The sequence below is a fragment of the Bacillus sp. FSL L8-0152 genome (genome assembly GCF_038006365.1).
In the GTDB taxonomy this organism is placed as follows: Bacteria; Bacillota; Bacilli; order Bacillales; family Bacillaceae_G; genus Bacillus_A; species Bacillus_A cereus.
Genome location: NZ_JBBOVB010000001.1, coordinates 1079776 through 1103567 on the forward strand (window position 1 = coordinate 1079776; position 23792 = coordinate 1103567).

Consider the following 23792-nt stretch of genomic DNA (forward strand, 5'->3'; position numbering starts at 1 on the left):
TCTTCTGCGGGAGCAGTATATGTTCATCAAGCTAAGGTTATATTAGTTTAATTTTACATGTATAAGAGAGTCATCATAAACTTTTATTGATGGTATTTATATATTTTTTTACTCATAAGAATGGAACTAGTGGGGATTTTACTGGGGGGGATTAACAATGCATAGGGATGAAACTTCATTACATCCGGATACAGGTGTTACATCTGTAATGTTTGTTGAGCGTTCATTAAATGAAATTCGTTTTTGGTCTAGAATCATGAAGGAGCATTCTTTTTTTCTTCGTTTAGGATTTAGGTGCGAGGATACTCAACTAATCGAAGAGGCGAATCAATTTTATCGATTGTTTGAACATATTGAACAAATAGCGCATTCCTATACAAATGAAACAGATCCTGAGCAAATAAAAAGATTTAATGCAGAAGTACAACAAGCCGCAACTAATATTTGGGGATTTAAAAGAAAAATTTTAGGATTAATTCTCACATGTAAATTGCCAGGACAAAATAACTTTCCACTTTTAGTTGACCATACAAGTAGGGAAGCTGATTATTTTAGAAAACGTTTAATACAATTAAATGAAGGTAAATTAGATGCGCTTCCTGATGCTATTATTAAAGAAAATGTTTTCTTTTTACGGATTATGGCAGACCATGCTAAATTTATTGGCCATCTTCTTGATCCATCGGAAAGAAAGCTTGTAGATACAGCGCGGAATTTTAGCAATGATTTTGATGAATTGATGTATCAAGCAATTGACTTAGAATCTATGAAACCACAATCCCAAACAGCCCCTCTTTTAGATCAATTTTTAGATCAAAATCGTGTGTCGGTTGCATCTCTTCGGGATTTTAAGAAAACAGCACGTGATTTAATTGAGCAATGTAAAATAAAGAGTATCATTCATCCCTTATTAGCAGACCATGTTTTCCGTGAAGCTGATAGATTTCTTGAAATCATTGATATGTTTGATGTTCATCTTACAAATATTCAATCACAACCTAGATATTAGAAGATAAGGAAAGATAGTATTTTACTTTCGGTTGAGAAGTTAACAATTTATTGTTAGCTTCTTTTCATTGTTGTTAAAATTTTCTTTTCGTTTAGTAAATTTCCTTTTAAAGACTACATAAATCCCTTTGATCGAATATGTGATTATTTGTAAAACAGTACATGTGGAAATATTATAAATATGTAAGAAGTATACGGATGTTAGATTTTAATAAATTATTCGAGGGAAATTTACTAATTAAGTATATTAACTTGTTTGCACTAAATTTTACAGGTTTTTTTAATAGTTTTAATTTAATTTCTTCATTATCTTTCCAGGCGCTGTTCATACTATTATAAGTTGAGAAATGAACAAAACGATAATGATAGGCAGATGATGTAACTGTAACCATCCAAAGCCCTATTCATACACTATGATGGAGGCTTTTTACTTACTAACCGGATGAAAAAGGAGTGTAATCATGAAGAAACGTACTGTTAATGAAGCGGGAGGGAATGTGCCACAACCAATCCGCAGCGACGGAGCAGGTGCGATTGATTCTGGACCTCGTAATGTTATGCGGGATATTCAAAATCCGAATATGCTTGTTCCGCCTATAACGGATGCAGGGTTAGTTCCTAACTTGAAGTTTTCATTCTCGGACACTTCTATGATTTTGAAACAAGGCGGGTGGTCTCGGGAGATTACTGCTCGGGAACTACCGGTTTCGACGACGATTGCGGGAGTAAATATGAGTTTAACGGCCGGTGGAGTACGAGAACTACATTGGCATAAAGAGGCAGAATGGGCGTATATGCTTTTAGGACGGGCGCGCATAACGGCTGTTGATCAAAATGGACGGAATTTTATTGCTGATGTTGGACCAGGTGATCTTTGGTATTTTCCGCCTGGTATTCCGCATTCCATTCAAGGATTGGAACATTGTGAATTTCTACTCGTTTTCGATGATGGGCATTTTTCTGATTTATCTACTTTAGCTATTTCCGATTGGTTTGCGCATACGCCAAAAGAAGTGTTGTCGGCTAATTTCGGAGTGCCTGAGAGTGCTTTTCGTTCTATCCCTTCAGATCAAGTTTATATTTATCAAGGAGAGGTGCCAGGTTCGCTTGAAAGTCAGGAAATTCAATCGCCGAAAGGAGAAGTTCCTTTAACATTTAAACATGAATTGTTAAAACAAAAGCCGATTAAGACACCTGGTGGTAGCGTTCGAATTGTAGATTCTACAAATTTCCCTATTTCCAAAACAATCGCAGCAGCGCTCGTTGAGGTTGAGCCTGGTGGAATGAGAGAACTTCATTGGCACCCGAATAATGATGAATGGCAATATTATTTGACAGGGGAAGCGAGAATGACTGTGTTTCTTGGAAATGGTACCGCTCGTACATTTGATTATAGAGCTGGCGATGTCGGATATGTACCGTTTGCGACGGGGCATTATATTCAAAATACAGGTACCGAAACATTATGGTTTTTAGAGATGTTCAGAAGTAATCGTTTTGAAGATGTATCGTTAAATCAATGGATGGCACTGACTCCTAAAGAAATAGTGGAGAGTAATATACATGTTGGCCCGCAAGTAATGGATTCCCTGCGTAAGGAGAAGAGGCCTGTTGTGAAATATCCGGGGTTTTCATATAGTCCGAAAAATGATGAGTAAAAATGAAAATTTGCGTTATTCTTTCTGGAGACTGATAAGAAGGGATGGCGTATTTTTTATGCCTAATCTAGTCTTTATCCCGCTATTTGCCGGGCAGTAAGACCCACCTCAAAATTCAGCGGAATCAAAGAAGTTAGGTGGGGCGCGGGCTGTCCGTAAAAGCCCGATTAGTGAGGGCTGATTAAAGTTTCACTTTATTAGTATCCGTCCCTTGTATTATTGTTCGGGAAATTATTATTGGAGCATAGTATAGGGAAGATCCATATTAAATAGCGCTATTATAAGCTGTAACGCATAAGTTGCGCAGGAAATGCAACGATAACTAGCTTTACTCTTCATCATTTATTTGAACATAATGGGTATAGAGAGGTGATAAACACAGTATGATTTTTAGTGAGCGTTTAAAAGAAGAAAGGGAAAAAAGAAATTGGTCGCAAAATGATTTGGCTGAAAAAATTCATGTAAGTAGGCAATCTGTTTCGAAATGGGAGACGGGAAAGAACTATCCGAGCATTGAAATTATTATTCATTTAAGCGATCTGTTCGGTATTACAATTGATGAACTGCTAAGGAGTGATGAAGAATTGACGCAGAAAATAATTAAAGATAGTAAGCAATTGGCGTATCCAAAATGGAAGGTGTTTTTTGATAGTCTATTTATGATAGGAGTATTTTTGTTTATTGCAAAAATCGTTGTATGGATGCTAAATAAGTTTGCTGGAGCAAGTATTACAATTGTAGCAGATGCGCCATATGTAATGAATCTTTTGCCCCTTGTATTCATGATTATAGGTGGTATAGGTTCCGATAAGTTGAAGAAAATATATAAATAGAGGAAAGATTTGAAAGAAATCCCCAACACTGGCTGTTCTTTTCACTTAAATTGTGTACTATAAAGGATAGGATGACATAAAGAAGGGGACATTTAGAATGGAATTTCATGAACAGAAAATTTTGCCGGCAGTGAGGCAAATTAAAGATTTGGAAAAGCTATTACATAGTTCGTATGAATATATCGTTATTTTAGATATTCATGTCGGCCAATTGAAGAGTGTTATATCACTTGCGAAGCAATATTGTAAAAAGGTGTTTTTACATGTGGATTTAATTCATGGCTTGCAGAGTGATGGGCATGCGACGGAATATTTATGTCAGGAGTTTAGACCGTACGGGTTACTTTCGACAAAGGCGAGCGTTATTATGAAGGCGAAGCAAAAAGGTGTTGTGGCAATACAACGCATCTTTTTAATCGATTCGAGTGCGATGGAGAAGAGCTGCAATCTTTTAGATAAGACAAAACCGGATTATATTGAGGTGCTTCCAGGAGCAATGACGGATATTATCGCTGAAGTGAAAGAGCGTACTGGTGTACCGATTTTAGCAGGTGGTTTTATTCGTACTGTAGAAGATGTGGAAAGAGCTTTAAACGCTGGTGCGACAGCGATTACGACGTCAAAACGCGAACTATGGAAACATTACCAAAAAAAGTGACGAAAATGTGAAAAAATTCTGTTGACACCGCTTTCATAAGAGGTTAACATTATAGACAAGTTAATAAACGTGACGGAGAAAAGAAGAGATCCACATTTCATTGTTTCTATATAAATTTATATAGAAGCGTGCAAAGCTGTGGGTCTTTTTCTTTTGACAAAAACGAATGGCCATTCATTTTACCTCTATCACATTTGGAAGCGTTTAAATTGATTGTGGAGGGATACTATGTCAGCATTTTTAGGAGAGTTAATAGGGACTGCGTTGTTAATCGTACTTGGTGGCGGCGTTTGTGCTGGTGTAAGTTTAAAGAAATCGTTTGCGAAAGATTCAGGTTGGATTGTTATTACAATGGGCTGGGGCTTAGCAGTAGCGGTTGCAGCGTATGCGGTTGGATCAATTAGTGGGGCACATTTGAATCCAGCTTTAACGATAGGACTAGCATTTAAGGGAGCGTTCCCATGGAGTGACGTACCAGGTTATATCGTAGCACAAATGATTGGGGCAATTATCGGGGCAGTTATCGTATATTTACATTACTTACCACACTGGAAAGAAACAGAAGATCCAGGAACAAAGTTAGGTGTATTTGCAACAGGTCCAGCAATTCCGAACACATTTGCAAACCTTTTAAGTGAAATGATTGGAACATTCGTTTTAGTATTTGGTATATTAGCAATTGGTGCAAATAAATTTGCAGATGGATTAAATCCATTTATCGTAGGTTTCTTAATTGTAAGTATTGGTTTATCATTAGGTGGGACAACAGGATACGCAATTAACCCAGCACGTGATTTAGGTCCGCGTATCGCACACTTCTTCCTTCCGATTGCAGGAAAAGGCGGTTCAAACTGGAAGTATGCATGGATTCCAGTAGTAGGTCCAATTTTAGGTGGATCACTTGCAGGTTTATTCCATCAAGTTGTATTTGAAGGAAAACAAAATTCAGCACTTATTTATGTGATTATCGCAACTGTGATTGTACTAGCAATCTCTTATATGACAAGTAAAAAAAGCGGAAGCAATACAAATAGTAGAAAAGTAGCATAAGGGGGAAACCGATATGAAAAAATATATTCTTTCATTAGACCAAGGAACAACAAGCTCACGTGCAATTTTATTCAATAAAAAAGGTGAAATTGTTCATTCAGCTCAAAAAGAGTTTACACAACATTTTCCAAAGCCAGGCTGGGTAGAGCATAATGCGCAAGAAATTTGGGGATCTATTTTAGCAGTTATCGCAACTTGCTTAAGCGAAGCAGATGTAAAACCAGAACAAATCGCTGGTATCGGTATTACGAACCAACGTGAAACAACGGTTGTATGGGATAAAACAACTAGTAAACCAATTTACAACGCAATCGTATGGCAATCTCGCCAAACAGCTGAAATTTGTGATGAGTTAAAAGAAAAAGGTTATAGCGAAATGGTTCGCGAAAAAACAGGTCTTTTAATTGATGCATACTTCTCTGGAACGAAAGTAAAGTGGATTTTAGATAACGTTGAAGGTGCAAGAGAGAAAGCAGAAAACGGGGATCTATTATTCGGAACAATTGATTCATGGCTTGTATGGAAACTATCTGGTGGTAAAGCACACGTAACAGATTACTCAAACGCATCACGTACGTTAATGTTTAATATTCACGACTTACAGTGGGATGATGAGCTTCTAGACATGTTAACAGTACCAAAGAGTATGCTTCCAGAAGTACGTCCATCATCTGAAATATATGGAGAAACAATTGATTACCACTTCTTCGGTCAAAATGTACCGATTGCAGGTGTAGCTGGTGACCAACAAGCAGCTTTATTTGGACAAGCTTGTTTCGGTGAAGGTATGGCGAAGAACACTTACGGAACTGGTTGCTTTATGTTAATGAACACAGGTGAAAAAGCAGTAGCTTCTGAGCACGGTCTATTAACAACAATTGCATGGGGAATAGATGGTAAAGTGAACTACGCATTAGAAGGAAGTATTTTCGTAGCAGGTTCTGCGATTCAGTGGTTACGTGACGGAATGCGCATGTTTAAAGATGCAAGTGAGAGTGAAGTATATGCCTCTCGCGTTGAATCAACTGACGGTGTATACGTTGTACCAGCATTCGTTGGACTAGGAACACCTTATTGGGATAGTGAAGTACGCGGCGCTATGTTTGGTGTAACACGCGGTACGACGAAAGAGCATTTCATTCGTGCAACGCTAGAATCTTTAGCTTACCAAACGAAAGATGTATTATGCGCAATGGAAGCAGATTCAGGTATTGAACTGAAAACATTACGCGTTGATGGCGGAGCGGTTAAAAATAACTTCTTAATGAAGTTCCAAAGTGATATTTTAGATGTTCCTGTAGAGCGTCCAGTGATCAACGAAACGACAGCTTTAGGTGCAGCATACTTAGCTGGTCTTGCGGTTGGATATTGGAAAAACCAAGATGAAATTAAATCACAGTGGCATATGGACAAACGCTTTGAACCAACGATGGAAGCGGAAACAAGCGAAGAGCTATATGCTGGATGGAAAAAAGCAATTGAAGCAACAAAAGCTTTCAAATAATCATAAACAGTGTTATAATGGTGACAAGTTAATAATTCGGTAGGAGATTTGGAGAGACCACAACGCGCTATAGAGGCGAAATCTATAGCGGAGTTTGTGGTCTCTTTTTTCGTTATCAAAGGGAGGAATTACCATGAAATTTTCAAGTAAACAACGTAAAGACGTATTAAACGGAGTAAATAAACAAGAGTTAGATGTGATCGTAATTGGTGGAGGTATTACTGGTTCTGGTATTGCATTAGATGGAGCAACACGCGGGTTATCAACAATTGTGTTTGAAATGCAGGACTTTGCAGCAGGTACATCAAGTCGTTCAACGAAGCTTGTACACGGTGGTCTACGTTATTTAAAACAACTTGAAGTGAAAATGGTAGCAGAGGTGGGTAAAGAGCGTGCGATCGTATATGAGAACGGTCCCCATGTAACAACACCAGAGTGGATGTTACTTCCGTTCCATACAGGCGGTACGTTCGGATCATTTAGTACATCAATTGGTCTTCGTGTATACGACTTCTTAGCAGGTGTAAAACGAAGCGAGCGCAGAAAGATGTTTAACCGTGAAGAAACGCTAAACAAAGAGCCTCTTGTAAAAAAAGAAGGATTAAAAGGCGGCGGTTACTACGTAGAATATCGTACAGACGATGCGCGTCTTACAATTGAAGTAATGAAAGAAGCAATTGAGCATGGTGCGAAAGCTGTTAACTACGCAAAAGTAGACAGTTTCTTATATAAAGATGGAAAAGTATGCGGTGTACGTGTAATCGATTTACTAGACGGTGAAGTATATGAAGTTTACGGTAAGAAAATTGTAAACGCAGCTGGTCCTTGGGTAGATACACTTCGTGAAAAAGATAACTCGAAAAAAGGAAAAGTACTTCAGTTATCAAAAGGTGTTCACTTAGTAATTGATCAAAAACGTTTCCCACTCGGGCAAGCAATTTACTTCGATACACCAGATAAACGTATGGTGTTCGCGATTCCTCGCGGAGGAAAAACATACGTAGGTACAACAGATACGTTCTATGATAAAGACGCAGCTGTACCACAAATGACAACAGAAGATCGCACATACATCATTAATGCGATTAACTACATGTTCCCAAGCGTGAAAATTACAGAGAAAGACATTGAATCAAGCTGGGCTGGTGTACGTCCGTTAATTTATGAAGAAGGTAAGAATGCATCTGAAATTTCTCGTAAAGATGAAATTTGGACTTCTGAATCTGGTTTAATTACAATCGCAGGTGGTAAATTAACAGGATACCGTAAAATGGCTGAAATGGTAGTAGATTACGTAACGAACTTACTACAAAAAGAAGGTCATAGCGCATATCCGAAGAGCGATACGAAACATATGCCAATCTCTGGTGGACATGTAGATGGTTCACACGGATTCCCAGCATTTGTTGCGAAAAAAGCAGACGAAGGTACAAAATCTGGTTTAACGAAAGTACAAGCAGAAGAGTTCGCGAAATTCTACGGCTCTAACGTTGATGTACTGTTCGACTTAGCGAAAAAACATAAAGAAGAAGCGAAAGAATACAACATGCCGCTTGAAGTTCTAATCCCACTTGTATACGCAATGGATTACGAAATGACAGCAAAACCAGTTGACTTCTTCGTACGCCGCAGAGGCGCTGTATTCTTCAACATCCACTGGGTATACGAGTGGAAAGAAGCAGTAATCAACTACATGGCTGCGAAACTAGGCTGGAGCAAAGAAGAACAAATGAAATATACAGCTGAACTAGAAAAAGCACTAACAGACGCTGTTATTCCTGTAGATCAACAAGAACAGGCAGCTGCGTTAGCGTAAAAAGAGAAACACCTGAAGGAGAGCCCTTTAGGTGTTTTTTCTCTTGACTAAAAATAATTAGAATGTGTTACAATGATGATAGAGTATATAATATGAATTTTGCATAAAATAAAGAAGACAGAAGCCTGAGAAACTTCTGCCTTTGTAACCTAACTTACTATTGTGGTGGTAGTAGGTGCGGTTATAAGACAATTACATTAACGTTTTAGCCGAGAACCGCCCTTACCTTTTCCACGAAGCAGGGTGGTTCTCGCTTTTTTGTATACAGAAATTAGCCACGGACCGACGTATCTTCTACCGATGACAACGCCAGCTCCGGTTAGGATACCATACACTAATTTAATTACAAACATCGCGATCATTTTATCCCACTTTAATGGGCAGTAAGACCCCCATCTCAAAATTCAGCGAAAGAAAAGAATTTAGGTGGGGGATCAACTGCCCATAAAAGTCCGATTGGTTCAACTAACAATCAGTGGGGGATGAAGAAAACCCCCACTGATTAAAGTTTCACTTTATCACCTCCCCCCTTTTTCAAAATGGAAGAGATGATTACCACACCTACTAGTTATAGCTTATTAAGTTACATTTTAATTGTATTATGTTTTAAAATAGGGAACAAGACAAATAAATACGGATATGAGGTGTATCATGAAAAAATTAATTACATATGACCCTGAAATCCAGATGGCATATCTGTATGTAATTCCATTCACTTCAGAAATTGAGATTGAATCGACTGAAGAATTAGAAGAAAATCCAAACCTAAATTTAGATATAGATCAATTTGATCGTATAGTGGGGATTGAGTTTTTTGGAGAAAATGCTCTTAAATTAAAAGGATTAACAAATAGAAGTAAAATATATAAAAAGAAAACTTCAAGTGATGATAAATACATATACTCATTTAGACTTTCTCAGGATACTCATTTGCAAAAAGTGTTATTTCATAATATCGTATTTTATTTTTCAGATAAGCAGTATGAAGACTTTATTGGTTTTGATATTATGAAGCCCTCTTTGTATGGCCATGAGATATTAGATTCTTTAAGTGAGCGTTAGGAAGCAGGAGGACTCGATTAAATGGGTTCTCTTTTTCATTTAGCGATCTTTAGAGCTGAGGGGAATCTTGACTATAAAAATCCTTATTGCAAAATGAAAGAGCGCCTTGGGAGGAAGACGCTCTTCAGGTGAATGTATTGTAACGACTATTCGGTTTATTATATGTAATTTGCTTAGGAAGTGATTTATAAAAAATGTTATTGCCATCCGTATTTTTTTATGAATGTATAAAACTTTTCCATAGGTTGCGTCGTCTAATATATGGGAAGGAGGAAATGATGTGGATGAATTAATAAACAAGTAATATTTATACCTAAATAGAATGTAATCAATAAAAGTAACATCTTCTAGTTCTATAACAAGAACATTACTCATGTTCAACTCTAAATGAATGATTCCTCATTACTTTTTCACCCGATACTTTATAATTTTAAGCCAATAGTTATTAAAGACTACTGTAAATCAGTTTGTAAATTAGTGATATTCACTATACAGTCTAATATTTTATTTTAATAAGACAAATACAAATAGTAATATTCAATTAGACAAAGGATGTTCCGTCTAAAACATGTTTTAAACTGAACATTTACTTCTGACTCCGTAATCGTACCCTTTTCTTGAATAACTATAGGCTTACCTCATATTTATCTTGTCTTGTCTTGTTTTATTTTATTACTGGAGATATGAATATAAAGAAAAGCAAGAAGCACATATAAGATGTCGCCTAATATGGTTCGGTTATGAGATATACTCAGGGATTAAAATAGCGAATATATTGTTTTTAGAATATTTTTAAAAATGAATTTTTCAGGTTGACATTTCCAGGATAAAATTTACAATTAGAAGAGGGTGATAGGAGCTGATAATAGTTATTAGGAAAATGTATGAAAGGTATAATCTTTTCTAATAATGGCAGGAGGTTATTTAGTAAAGAAGGAGGTATAGTTAAGTTTCTGGAAATCTGAAATATGAAAATAATTTAAAAAATCTTCCGTTCTATGTCTGTAAATTTTTGTTGTATGTGTAGTGGAAATAGAAACTTAAATAAGAGACTTGTATATTAAGAAAGCTCCCTTGTGCTAGGAACTTGGTCTCTGTATGGTTTAAATCGGGAGAGATTGTATCTTATATGAGATTCTATCAGTCAGAACGTTTCGTTTGATACATAAAATAAACACAAAGGAACAGGAGGAATGGAGATGGAATCTTGGATTCGATTTTCCTTAAAAAATGTAGGTGTTGTTTTTTTGGCAATGATTTTTATCTTTGTTGGTGGAATATACTCTATTAAAACCATGAAAATGGAGCAGATGCCAAATGTTGATATTCCATATCTAGTCATACAGATTCCTTATGCGGGGGCCACACCAGATCAAGGGTTAGAGGATATAGGGAAACCGTTAGAAACTGCACTCTCTAATATTCAAAAACTAGATAATTTATATATTCAATCCCACAGTGACAGTGTAGTTGCTATTTTAGGATTTGACATGGATCAGAAATTGGATGAGGCAGAGAAAGATGTAACAAGCGCCGTTGCGTCGCTAAAATTACCGGATGGGGCAGGGAAACCTGCCATTATAAAAGATGGACCCTCACAGATGCCAATATTTACTTTTGCTATTTCCTCAGAAAATGCTAAGCAGGCGGACATTTCGCAATATGTGAATGAAAGAATTAAAACGACTTTGTCTACTGTTGAAGATATAGGTAAGGTGGACGTTTCCGGTGAAACGGAAAAACAGTTATCTATTAAACTAGATACTGAAAAAATGAAAGAAAAGAATATTACTTATGATGTAGTGAAGCAGGCGCTTTTAGCACACAATTTTTCTTTTCCGGCGGGGCAGGTTAATATAAATGAAAAAACATTAAATGTTCAAGCAGACTACAAACTGAAATCACTTACTGACGTGAAAAATGTGGAAATGATGGTGCCAGGTTCTACAGAAGTACAAACGGTAAAACTATCAGATGTGGCAACTGTGGAGTTTGGAAGTAAAACAGAAACGATATATACAAGATTGAAGGATACACCTGCTGTTCTTGTATCAGTTAAAGCGCAGCCAGGGGCGAACGCAGTGGAGGTTGTAAAGCAAATTAATCAAAAGTTGTCTGATTTACAACTACCAGATGGGTATAAATTGACCAAACTGTATGATAGTTCGAAACAAGTGGAAAAATCGGTTAACAGCATGCTTAAGGAAGTGTTGCTTGGAACATTATTTGCTGTCATCGTAACATTTGTATTTTTGCGTAATGTAAGAGCTACGATTGTGGCAGTATTATCGATTCCACTTTCCGTGTTGGCAGCTATGATTACAATGAAGTATTTACAATACAGTTTGAATATGATGACGTTAGCAGGTATTGCGGTAGCAGTTGGTCGGGTAATTGATGATTCTATCGTAGTGATTGAAAACATTTACCGAAGAACGTTAAATAGTAAACAGCGTGATGAAGGAATGGTTCTTACGGCTGCTAAGGAAGTTGGCGGCGCAGTTACATCTTCAACAATCACAACTATGGCGGTATTTGGTCCGCTTTCGTTCGTACCAGGAATTATTGGGAAGTTCTTCGCGCCTTTTGGAATTACGGTTATTGTGGCACTTGCATTCTCATTACTTGTTTCATTAACAGTTGTACCACTTTTTGCTAAATTGTTCTTATTGCGTTTGAAGCATAAGGAACCACAAGAAACAATGCTACAGAGAGCATATCAACTTATGCTGAGTTGGGCGATGCAAAAAAAAGTGATAACACTTATTTTTGCGTTTGTTGTATTTTCTTCATCTTTAGTACTTGTGCCGATGATTCCAAAAAACTTTCTACCTGAAGAAAAGGCAGTCTCATATAATTTAACAACAGATTTACCTGTTGGAACATCACTTCATAAAGCTAACAGTGTGGCGAAGGATATGGAAAGTATTCTTAGTAAACAAGTGAGTATAAAAAGTTATCAAACGAATGTTTCAGGAGAAAAAGTTGGTTTATCTATTGATCTGAAGGATAGCGTGACGAAAGAAGAAGTAACAACTTTTGAAAAAGATATTAAAGAAAAGATGGGAAGTTTGGGGACTGATATTGAAACAACTTTGACACCAATTAGTATAACAGGTGGAGGAGGGCAATTTGCTCTTATTGTGGAAGGCGGAAATACTAGAGACCTGGAGAATGCCGGTAATAAAATTGTAGAGAATATAAAGGATATAAAAGGTTTGTCTAATGTGAAAACAAACTTATCCGCAGTAAAGCCTCAACTTAATCTCGCAATTGATGAAGAAAAAGCCGCAGAAAAAGGTTTGAACCCGATGATGGTGGCCGCTTTTGTAAGGGGAATTATCTCTGGTGAAAATATTACAGCAGTACAATTAGATGGAAAAACGACTTCTGTGAATGTAAGCTTAAAAAGCGATAATCTCACATCCATTGAAAGTATTACAAGTCAACAGATTATGAGCCCTCTTGGTCAACAGGTAAAGTTGTCGGATGTAGCGACACTTTCTGAAGAGCCTGGACCTTCTGCGCTGAACCGTTTGAATCAACAAGAGTATGTACAAGTAAGTGCAAGATTTACAACAGATAACGTTTCTGGCGTTCAAGCAGAAATAGATAAACGTTTAAAGACTCTAGATTTACCAAAAGGAGTAAAGTACCGCTCGGAAGGACAATCGCAAGCTATGAATGAAGGGTTTCAAAATATGATTGTTGCTATGGGGATTGCGGTTGTTCTTGTTTTCATGGTCATGCTAGTGACATTTGGAAATATAATGGCTCCATTTGCGATTTTATTTTCCCTACCATTCCTTTTTACAGGTGGTTTGCTTGGATTATATATGACTAACGAACCTTTAGGGATGCCTGCGCTTGTTGGGTTCCTTATGTTGATTGGAATTGTTGTTACAAATGCCATAGTGTTGATGGATCGAGTTATACAAAATGAAAAGAAAGGAATGGCTATAAAGGAAGCTATATTAGAAGCAGGGGCAACAAGGCTCCGTCCGATTTTAATGACAGCCCTTGCTACAATTGGAGCACTTATGCCGCTAGCGTTGTCAACAGATGGAGGACTTATCTCTCGATCCCTTGCTATTGTGGTTATTTCTGGTTTAATGGCATCTACGCTCTTAACGTTAATTATTGTACCGACTGCTTATTATGTTATGTATAGGATAAAGTGGAAATTCACAAAGAAAAAGGCGGTTTTGAAAGTAGAAGAGTCAGCATAAAGAAATTAGGGGATGGGATTTTTTCATCCCTTTTATGCTGTTGAAAGACAACTTAGTTTATTTATAAAGGCTTGAGGTAACGATAAACTCCTTGTAAACGGAATAAATTGGAGAGAGTTTTTATGTATGTTATATATTCATAATAAGGTTGAGAGGTATCCAAAGTACTTTAATATAATGCATGAAACTACCTTTCTTTTAGAAAGATGGAACAAGTAATAGGTACAGAATTTGAGACAAGGTGGTTAAATTTGTATTTTACAGCATACTATTTGCCAAATGATAGGTTTAATTATATTGGTAGAAATATTATTAATTTAGTTTACGAGTAATCATGTGAAAATAAATATGAGTTATGGAAAAAAGAGAGGACCTTTACACAATATCTAATAGGTTGGTAGGAGTGATATGACATCTCCAACTCCCTCTAGAAAATTAAGTATATTGATTTAAATGATATTTTATTTTAATAATATAAAAATAATTAAAAATTCATTCGTTTTACTAAAATAAAAAGCGTAGTTTTCTATAAAAAGAAACATATCAGGATGTATAAAAAATATTGCCATCTTTACCTTGAAAAAATTCATGAGATTGAATGGCAAGTTACATAATACCTCGTTGTTTTGAGTTTCTTACAGGTACTAAAGTAAATAATTCTATTAGCTATAGAATAGGTTGAAAAAGTAATTATTTCTATATTTAAAAGTATTATGTTACCTAAATGTAAGGAAAGAATGTGTTCTTCTATGAAACTAATATATATGAATTTATTAAAAAATAAGAAAAATGTAAAAAATATGAAAAACCTTCAAAAAATAATGGTAAAAATAACAATTTGTGGTATTATGTATATAGATGTTATTACAAATAAGACAATATATTTTAAACGTTAAAATTGTCTATTAGATATTAATATTGTTTAAACCGAAATGATATAATATCAAGAGTATTTTTCCCTACAATAATGTTACACTAATCCAAAAGTACGCATTGATGAAAAGTTTTTAAACCAGATTTGATGGTTAAGCTGTTCCTTCACTTATTTTGAGAAAGAAATAGTATGAGACTATTAATTTATTGTCTAATTATTTTATATAGTAATATTCTTGTATTAAAGTGTTACCAGCTTTCTTTAGAATTATAGCCGTAACTAAATATTGTCTAATTATTTTAATGACTATCAGGTTTACACTTGGGAAGTAAATTGAATATAGTCAAATGAACTAGCTTTTTAATATTATCTATGAAGGAATTTGTGCTAAAGAGATTAATCAAGATGCTCCATTCAACATCACCTAATTGTTATCCTTCACTATGTTACCTGCCCCTTATGCCAAAATCATTTGTTGTATTGAAAAGAAATTAATTTAGTAAATATTAAACATTGTAATAAAATTTTAAATTAGGATAAACTTTAACTGTTTTTTGAACTTATCAAATTGGTTTTTTGAGATTTAATTTTCTGAATTTCTGATTTGTTAGATAAATATTGGTGTTATCTCATTAACAAATTTTAAGAAAGAAAGCCAAGGTCTATAAACTATATATATATATCGCATTACTATTAATGGGAGGTAGAAATGTGAGTGTTACATATCAAGTGCATCTACTAAGGGTTCGTAATCCGGAATTTGTAAATTATACATATATTATTGTTGATAAATTTTCTAAGGAGGCAGTAATTGTAGACCCTGCATGGGAAATTGATTTAATTTTAGATAAAATTGCACATTTAAATGTAAAACTTCATAAGATTTTATTAACCCACTCGCATTTTGATCATGTTAATTTGGCTGAGATATTGGCTAATCGATATCATGCGCAGGTATATATTTCTGCCGTTGAACAAGCTTATTATCACTTTCAATGCGAAAATTTAAATGTTGTAAATCATTTGGATAATATTTTTATTGGTAAAACAAAAATCACATGTTTATTAACGCCTGGCCATACAGCTGGTGGGATGTGCTTTTTATTAGAAAAAAGTTTGTTTACAGGAGATACTATATTCATAGAAGGATGTGGCATGTGTGATGGGGGAGGTGGATCAGCTAAGGAAATGTTTAAGAGTATCCAAATGGTTAAAAAAGTAATTAATCCTGTGGTGCGTATATTCCCTGGGCATTCCTTTGGTAAGGTTCCAGGTTATACATTAAAATATTTATTAAATAAGAATATTTATTTTCAAATAGAACAGGAAGAACATTTTATTAATTTTCGACTGCGGAAAAATCAAAATAACATATTTTCTTTTCAGTAATTATAATGAACAAGAAAACTGCATAGCTGATTTTGACTTTCAGTTAATAGTTTCGACAAAATAAAACAGATATTTAAGGGTAAATGACTTTGGATAAAAATTCATTTAACATGAGTTTTTGATACTATTATACAGGGAGAGATAGTATGAAAAAAGATTTTAGAAACTTAGTTGAAGCTTTATATGAGGCAACGAAGGGGAACAATGGAATTACAATTATTAATTCAAGAGATCAAGAAGAGTATATTACATATAAAGAATTGTATGTTGAAAGTTTGATTATAAGTAAATATTTAAAAAAACTGAATATTCCAGAAAGATCAGAAGTTATACTGCAATGTTCAAGTTTAAAAACAATGATATACGGTTTTTGGGCATGTTTAATGTCGAACTATATAGCTGTACCAGTAGAATTAATTGATAGTGAATATACTGGTAATAAGTTAGCTGGAGTGTGGAAAAAGTTAAACAATCCATATTTGCTATATGACAGTGAAACGTTCTTAGTAAACCTCAAGAAAAATATGGTATTAAATCCCGAGATAATGGATGAGCTAAAATCAAGGGTTGTAGATTTTAATTCAATAGATTATAAGACAGATATAAATTGTGAAAGATTAGAAAAATGTAAAGTAGGCTCAAAGCCTGAAGATATAGCATATATTCAATTTTCTTCTGGTTCAACAGGCAATCCTAAAGGTGTAATTATTCAAAACTCAAACGTATTTGCTAATGTTTTTGGAACAATTGAATCAATGAATATGGATAATACCAACAAATTTCTTTCTTGGAAACCATTAACGCATGATTTTGGAATGGTTATGTTCCATTTATTACCTATAATATTAGGAGTAAATCAATATCATATCCCTGTAAAAACGTATGTAAGATCACCTTCTATATGGTTCGATAAAGTAGATGAGTATCGAATAACAAATTTAGGAACACCTTCTTTTGGTATGCAACACTTTTTGAAAATTATGAAGAGAAGAAAACCAAATAGAGAATGGGATCTTTCCTGTGTGAAAAATATTATGATGGGTGCAGAACAGATTTCATTTAATCTATGCAAAGAATTTGTTGCGCTATTAGGAAAGTATAATTTGAATGAGAAATCTCTTGTTCCTGGGTATGGATTAGCGGAAGCAACGCTTGCAGTTACACTTGCAAAAAACAATACCAGTATGATAACTCATAATCTTAATAGAAAGCATTTAAATGTGGGTGAAAAAATTCAATATTGTGATGAACATACACAAAAAGAAGGAATATTATTTGTTGAGCTTGGGAAGCCATTTCATAACATTGATATTAAAATAACCGATGATCAAGGAAATGATCTCCAGGAGCATACAATTGGCCATATAAAAGTAAAAGGGGCTTGTGTTTCAAAGGGTTATTATAATGATGAGGCTAGAACAGAAGAAGTATTCACTAAAGATGAATGGCTAAATACAGGGGACGTCGGGTTTATAAGTAACGACAAACTTGTAATGATTGGTAGATCTAAGGAGATTATTACTGTTAATGGCATTAATTATGTTTGTCATGACATAGAAGAAGTGATTCGCAAAAATTTAGATGAAAGTGGATTAAATAAATATGTTGCTTGTAATGGTTTTAATAATGGCACTAGACGTGAGCAAGCAATCATTTTTGTTTATCATAAGGGAGATCTAGAAACATTCGTTGATAAGAGTCTGAATATTAAAAAAAATATCTTTGAAATAGTTGGATTAATGATAGATGAAGTGATTCCGATTTCGCAAATACCTAAAACGACAAGTGGGAAAATAAGAAGAGCTGAACTTACTAAGAGATATAATAATGGAGAATTTAATTCAATAAAGGAGAAATTAAATATGCTAAATGATACAAAGGAGAATTTGAATCATAGCGAAAATAAAATGCTTTCAAGGGATAAAGTATTAGGATATATTGTTGAGTTGCTAGAGGGAATGGTAGGATTAAAAATAAATGATTATAATCTACCGTTTACAGAGTACGGAATGGTTTCAGTTAATATACCTGAGTTTGTGAATCAAGTGAACCAGAAATTTAATATCTCGATTCCAGTTTCATCATTATTTGATTACACGTCTGTTAATAAATATACAGATTATATTCTTAATGTATTGAAAAATGAGAACGGCGATATGAATCGAAATGTTTTTGAAATGAAAAATGCAGATGATGATAAAAATCAAGTAGCTATTGTTGGAATGAGTTGCCGTTTTCCGGGAGGATCTAATAGTCCAGATGAGTATTGGGGTTTGTTGGTAAATGGTATAAGTTGTATTTCTGATGTTCCTGAAAACAGATGGGATGTTGAAAAATATTATGATTCTAATCCAAGTGTTCCTGGAAAGGTATATACCAATAAAGGTGGTTTTTTAAACAAGCCGATTGATGAATTTGATGCGCAATTTTTCAATATTTCTCCTAAAGAGGCAATGGCACTAGATCCTCAACAAAGAATATTACTAGAGTTAACTTGGGAAGCTTTTGAAAATGCATCTTTAGATATTACAAGATATTATGGAACAAATACTGGAGTATATATAGGAATTTCAGGAGAAGAGTATTCGTTTTCTCATAGAAATTCTGGAGATTTATCTAAAATAGATGCTTATTCATTAACTGGAGCAACTTCTAGCACAGCATGTGGGAGAATTTCTTATACATTTGGATTTGAAGGGCCTAGTGTATCTGTTGATACAGCATGTTCGTCTTCGCTTACTGGCTTACATTTTGCGTGTAAGGCCATAGAGTCAGGAGAGGTGGATGCAGCTGTTGTAGGTGGTGTGAATTTAATTTTGACCCCAGTGGCGAACGTAGGTTTCTCTAAATTGCAAGCATTGTCACCAGACGGTCACAGTAAGACTTTTGATGCTTCAGCAAATGGTTACGGAAGAGGAGAGGGAGCGGGTGTTATCTTACTTAAAAAATTGTCAGATGCAATAGAAGACAATGATAATATTTTAGGGGTAATACGTGGTACAAGTATCAATCAAGATGGTAAAAGTAATGGATTAACGGCTCCTAATGGGCAATCTCAGAAAATGGTAATTAAAAGAGCTTTGAAGAATGCAAACTTAACAGATTTGGATATAGATTATGTTGAAACACATGGAACTGGTACAAAACTTGGTGATCCAATTGAAGTACATGCGATTGCGGATTCTTATGGTATCAATAGGAAGAAGGCCGATCCATTAAAGATAGGTTCAGTTAAATCGAATATTGGCCATCTTGAAGCAGCATCGGGTATAGCAAGTATGATAAAGGTATTGTTGTCTTTTAAAAACGACATAATACCTGGAAATTTAAACTTTCAGGAACCAAATCCATTTATCAATTGGGATGCATCTGCTGTTGAGGTAGTAGCTAAACATACACCTTGGAATAGTGATCATAAATTAAGAATAGCAGGAATAAATGGATTCGGCTTTGGGGGATCTAATGCTCATATAATCGTTCAGGAATCTCCTAAGATGAAGAAAATCGAAGAAATTACACAAGATGGATTTGATTTTATATTAAAGTTATCTGCAAAGACAAAAGATTCCTTATTTCAACAAATCAAAAACTTTACGAAATATATTAAGGAAAATGAACATGCAAGTATTGAGGATATTCTCTATACGGCAAATAGAAATCGAGTGGATTTCCTATATAGATTTGCAGTTGTGGGGAAATCAAAAGCTGAATTGTTAGAAAAAATGGAATTGTATATATCAGGAAATTATTGTGATGGAGTATTTACAAATTTGGATTACAATAATTACCTTACGAATGGAAAAAGTAAAGTAGCATTTATGTTTACTGGCCAAGGATCGCAATATGTTGGAATGGGAAAAGGATTATATAATACTAATTTGGTATTTAAAACCGCTTTTGATGAATGTGACAAACTATTTAAACCCTTTATTCTGAAATCATTGGTTGATTTGATTTATAGTGAGAAGGCTAATGAAGATGAAATTAAAAAAACAATGTATGCACAGCCGTTAATATTTGCTATTGAATATTCACTATTTAAGCTGTGGGAAAGTTTGGGAATCGAACCATCGGTTGTTTTAGGACATAGCATAGGGGAATATGTAGCAGCAGTTGTATCGGGGGTTCTAACACTGGACGTTGCAATTAAATTAGTTGCTGCGAGGGGAAGACTCATGGAATCAGCTCCTGGCTCTGGGACAATGGGCACGATTTTTGCAGATGAAAAAACAGTTAGCACTTTAATAGAAGAATATAAGGAGTCAGTGTCAATTGCGGCCTATAATTCAAAACACAATATTGTAATATCAGGTAATAAAACAGCTGTAGAAAAAGTTTTAGAGGACGCAAAAGCAAAAAGAATAGACAGTAGACAATTAAAGGTATCTCATGGTTTCCATTCACAACTAATGAATTCGATACTTGAAGATTTTAAGATGATTGCAAGTGAATTAGAATATAGCGCACCATATATAAAATATTCTTCAGCTTTGTTTGGAAAAATCGTCGACGAAACATATGTTTTGGATGCAGACTATTGGACAAATCATATTAAAGATAGAGTGAATTTTTATCATGCACTTTCTTCAATTAAGAATGAAGAGGATTTAATATTTCTTGAAATAGGTTCAGATCGAGTTCTCTCCGCTCTAAGTATTCTTACCTTAAGCGAAGAGAAGAAAATATTATCTTCATTAAAGAGAAAAGAGGATGACTTAGGTTATTTTGCGTTGAGTATAGCTCAGTTATATATAAATGGAGCCACTATTAATTGGGACAACCTTGCTTTCAAAGGATATAGAAATTGGAACAAGATCTCACTACCAACATATCCATTTGAAAGAAAAAAGTATTGGATACAGCCGATTTTCGAACATTCTACTTCTAATAAAAGTCAAGTTGAAAAGTTACATCATAACTTTTTGGGGCAAAAGATACAGTCACCTTTCTTAAATGATGGTGTTTTATACCAAAATGTGTATACGTCAGAAAGTCCGTATTTTATGAAAGAGCATATTATATTTGATTCATCTATATCACCTGGTGCAGCGCACGTGTCAATGTTATTAGCGGCAATTAAACAATTAAAGAATCCGCTAAGCTGTACCTTAGAAAATATTGAATTTAGAACGCCACTAATAGTAAATGGTGAACAAGAAAGAAAGGTTCAATTATTTATAGAGAATTTAAGTTCTGATAGTACAAAGTTTAATATTATAAGCAAAGATATAAATAAAGAGGATCCAGAATGGACATTAAATTGCAAAGGGAATTTTAAATATCATACTGAATACGTTGATGAATTTGAAGATATATCAATCGATAAGTTGGTTGCTAAATTTGCAGATGATGAATATAAATTTGATTTTTATGAAGCAATAACAAATTTTGGATTTAATTTGGATGAGGGATTTAAACGTATTACGAAAATGTGGAAAGGAGATCAGGAAGGAATTTGCTTGATAGAACCTTTGAATGATATTCCGGATTTAGAATCTTATATACTTTATCCCGGTGTAATTGACTCGATATTCCAGTCTACTATAGCGTTATCTTTTGATGAATTAAGTTTACATGTAAAAGAAAGTGGGATTTTGAAAACAGCCATTCCATTTTTTATAGGGAAATTGAATTATAACTATAAAAAATCTGAAAAATTATGGTGCTATACAAAAGCAGAGATTCAAAATGACGTGTTGATAGCTGAAATTATGGTTTACAATGAGCTTGGAGAAAATATATTTGAGATGAAGAATGTAATGGCTAAACTTACAGATAGAAATACTTTGCTTAGAGAATTGGAAGACAATTTTAATGACATGTACTACTATAAGCATTGGCTTGAAGAAAAACATGATTATAAAGAAGTTGGACTTGATAATGATGAGAAAGTAATTATCGTAGCTGATGATGAAAAAGCAGTAAACATTATAAAAGATAAATTTGAAAGATTTGGAGCTAGTACCATTAGCATAGTTGGAAAAGGTTCCAATACAGTTAATCAAGACAGTTATTATATATCCGGTAACAATAAGGAAGAAATCTATGAGTTATTGAAAGAGATAGATACTAAATACAATTCGAAAAAATATAAAATTGTCTATGCAAGTGGAATAAATTATAAGGAAGAATCTTATATGACTATGGACAAAGTTGTTGATAGTCAAAATACGGGATTAAGATGTTTATTATATTTTGTTCAATCAATTAATAAATTGAAACTTGCAGACAAAATGAAATTATGGGTAATTACTAAGGATGTACAAAAAGTAGTAGGTTCAGAAAATATCAATATTGCAGAATCTACATTATGGGGATTTTCACAAGTAGTTAGATTTGAACACCCTCAGCTTTGGGGTGGCATTATAGATGTGGACTGGAGTTGTTTGCAAGAGGACAATGATATGCGGGTAGTAAAAGAAATGATGGAGGACCAAGGTAAGCAAGTTTGTCTTAGATATAATGGGAAAAGGTATGTACCAAAGTTAATGAGAAAATCTAACGATAGTAAGGTGGAAAAGAATCGTACAACATCACTTGAAATTAAAGAAAATGCAACCTATCTAATTACTGGGGGAACAGGGGCATTAGGCTTGATTTATGCGGAATATCTTGTCGATAGAGGGGCAAAACATATTGTTCTAGTAAGCAGAAGAGGCTCTAATGAATATACGACAAAATTAACGAAAAATGGGGTTGAAATTCAGATATTACAAGGGGATGTTTCGGTTCGCAAAGATGTAGATAGAATAATAGATGAAGTGAATCGCACCATGCCTGAGATTAAAGGGATTATCCATGCTGCTGGAACATTAAAGGATAAAATGATTATGGATCAAACGTGGGAAGATTTTGTGGAAGTATTAAATCCAAAGGTTATTGGTACAATGCACCTTCATAATGCATTGAAGAATCAAGAGATAGATTTCTTTATTATGCTTTCTTCTATCACATCTTTGCTAGGTAATGTAGGTCAAAGTAACTATGCAGCAGCAAACTATTTCTTAAACACATTTTCTCATTATAGAAATGCACAAGGTTTTTATACTTCAACTGTTTGCTGGGGACCTTGGCAAGGTGCTGGGATGGCTGATGAACATGAAAATACGAGTAAAAATATGGTTAATTTGGGAATTGGAAATATATCTCCTGAAAGTGGCAAGAAAATTATTAATGAATTGTTTCATGAGAGTGAGGATGCAATATTAATTGCAGATGTGAACTGGAACATATTTGTTAACCAGATTTCTAGCGAAGCGGTAAAAGATTATTTATCTAAAGTTATGATAGATAATAAAACTTCTGAAATGAGAAAAGAAGCAACTGGAAATGAGTTCAGTTTTTTAGAGCAATTGGAAGAATTGAATCCAGATGAGAGAAATGATTTTCTAGTAAATCATCTTCAAAACGTTCTTGGGAAAATAATGGGATTCAAGGATACTGAATCATTATCTGTTGATATTTCCTTAACGGAACAAGGTGCCGATTCACTTATGGTATTTTCCATGAGAAATGAGCTAAATAAAATAACGGGAATAGACATGGATATATCTATATTTTTTAATTATCCGTCCTTAAGAAAGTTAGCAATGTATCTATTGAATGATGTATTTTTTGTTGATGAACATACGAAACAGCTAGAGGAACAAGAAGTGAGTACGGAGGATATTCTGACAGAAATCGAATCACTCATTAACTAGAAAGGCTGGTT

At 34.5% G+C, this 23792-nt stretch carries 12 protein-coding genes; 11 read left to right on the forward strand and 1 reads right to left on the reverse strand.

From position 1 onward, the window contains the following. The first annotated feature begins 157 nt into the window (after positions 1 to 157). The 7 genes from MHH27_RS05590 to glpD all read left to right on the forward strand — a co-directional run bounded on the left by MHH27_RS05590 (position 158) and on the right by glpD (position 8527). Positions 158 to 1009 (forward strand): DUF2935 domain-containing protein, encoded by an 852-nt coding sequence (locus MHH27_RS05590; protein WP_000554478.1) that lies wholly within the window; start codon positions 158 to 160, stop codon positions 1007 to 1009. A 460-nt stretch (positions 1010 to 1469) separates the two neighbouring features. Continuing rightward, entirely contained in the window at positions 1470 to 2666 is a 1197-nt protein-coding gene (locus MHH27_RS05595) for an oxalate decarboxylase family bicupin (protein ID WP_000747514.1), read from the forward strand. A gap of 383 nt (positions 2667 to 3049) precedes the next feature. Next, positions 3050 to 3499: a helix-turn-helix domain-containing protein gene (locus tag MHH27_RS05600; protein WP_069355155.1), complete on the forward strand. Its 450-nt coding sequence runs from the start codon at positions 3050 to 3052 to the stop codon at positions 3497 to 3499. Between the two features lie 97 nt (positions 3500 to 3596). Further along, positions 3597 to 4157 (forward strand): glycerol uptake operon antiterminator GlpP, encoded by a 561-nt coding sequence (glpP, locus tag MHH27_RS05605; protein ID WP_000394286.1) that lies wholly within the window; start codon positions 3597 to 3599, stop codon positions 4155 to 4157. Between the two features lie 228 nt (positions 4158 to 4385). Continuing rightward, entirely contained in the window at positions 4386 to 5207 is an 822-nt protein-coding gene (gene glpF, locus MHH27_RS05610) for a glycerol uptake facilitator protein GlpF (protein WP_001272200.1), read from the forward strand. Between the two features lie 13 nt (positions 5208 to 5220). Continuing rightward, on the forward strand, positions 5221 to 6711 hold the full coding sequence (gene glpK, locus MHH27_RS05615) for a glycerol kinase GlpK (protein WP_000760007.1): 1491 nt from the start codon (positions 5221 to 5223) through the stop codon (positions 6709 to 6711). 133 nt (positions 6712 to 6844) lie between these two features. Beyond that, on the forward strand, positions 6845 to 8527 hold the full coding sequence (glpD, locus tag MHH27_RS05620; protein WP_000672829.1) for an aerobic glycerol-3-phosphate dehydrogenase: 1683 nt from the start codon (positions 6845 to 6847) through the stop codon (positions 8525 to 8527). Positions 8528 to 8724: 197 nt separating this feature from the next. Here glpD and MHH27_RS05625 read toward each other — a convergent pair whose 3' ends face one another. Beyond that, positions 8725 to 8889: a hypothetical protein gene (locus tag MHH27_RS05625; RefSeq protein WP_000561154.1), complete on the reverse strand. Its 165-nt coding sequence runs from the start codon at positions 8887 to 8889 to the stop codon at positions 8725 to 8727. 289 nt (positions 8890 to 9178) lie between these two features. Here MHH27_RS05625 and MHH27_RS05630 point away from each other — a divergent pair, with 289 nt between their 5' ends. The 4 genes from MHH27_RS05630 to MHH27_RS05645 all read left to right on the forward strand — a co-directional run bounded on the left by MHH27_RS05630 (position 9179) and on the right by MHH27_RS05645 (position 23781). Next, the gene (locus MHH27_RS05630; RefSeq protein WP_151527557.1) at positions 9179 to 9589 is read left to right on the forward strand and encodes a DUF2283 domain-containing protein; all 411 of its coding nucleotides are present in this window, start codon (positions 9179 to 9181) and stop codon (positions 9587 to 9589) included. Positions 9590 to 10788: 1199 nt separating this feature from the next. Continuing rightward, the gene (locus MHH27_RS05635; RefSeq protein WP_340941874.1) at positions 10789 to 13818 is read left to right on the forward strand and encodes an efflux RND transporter permease subunit; all 3030 of its coding nucleotides are present in this window, start codon (positions 10789 to 10791) and stop codon (positions 13816 to 13818) included. 1585 nt (positions 13819 to 15403) lie between these two features. Beyond that, entirely contained in the window at positions 15404 to 16081 is a 678-nt protein-coding gene (locus MHH27_RS05640) for an MBL fold metallo-hydrolase (protein ID WP_340941876.1), read from the forward strand. Positions 16082 to 16227: 146 nt separating this feature from the next. After that, positions 16228 to 23781 carry an SDR family NAD(P)-dependent oxidoreductase gene (locus MHH27_RS05645; RefSeq protein WP_340941878.1) on the forward strand — a complete coding sequence of 2518 codons (7554 nt, stop codon included), beginning with the start codon at positions 16228 to 16230 and terminating at the stop codon, positions 23779 to 23781. The last annotated feature ends 11 nt before the right edge of the window (positions 23782 to 23792 follow it).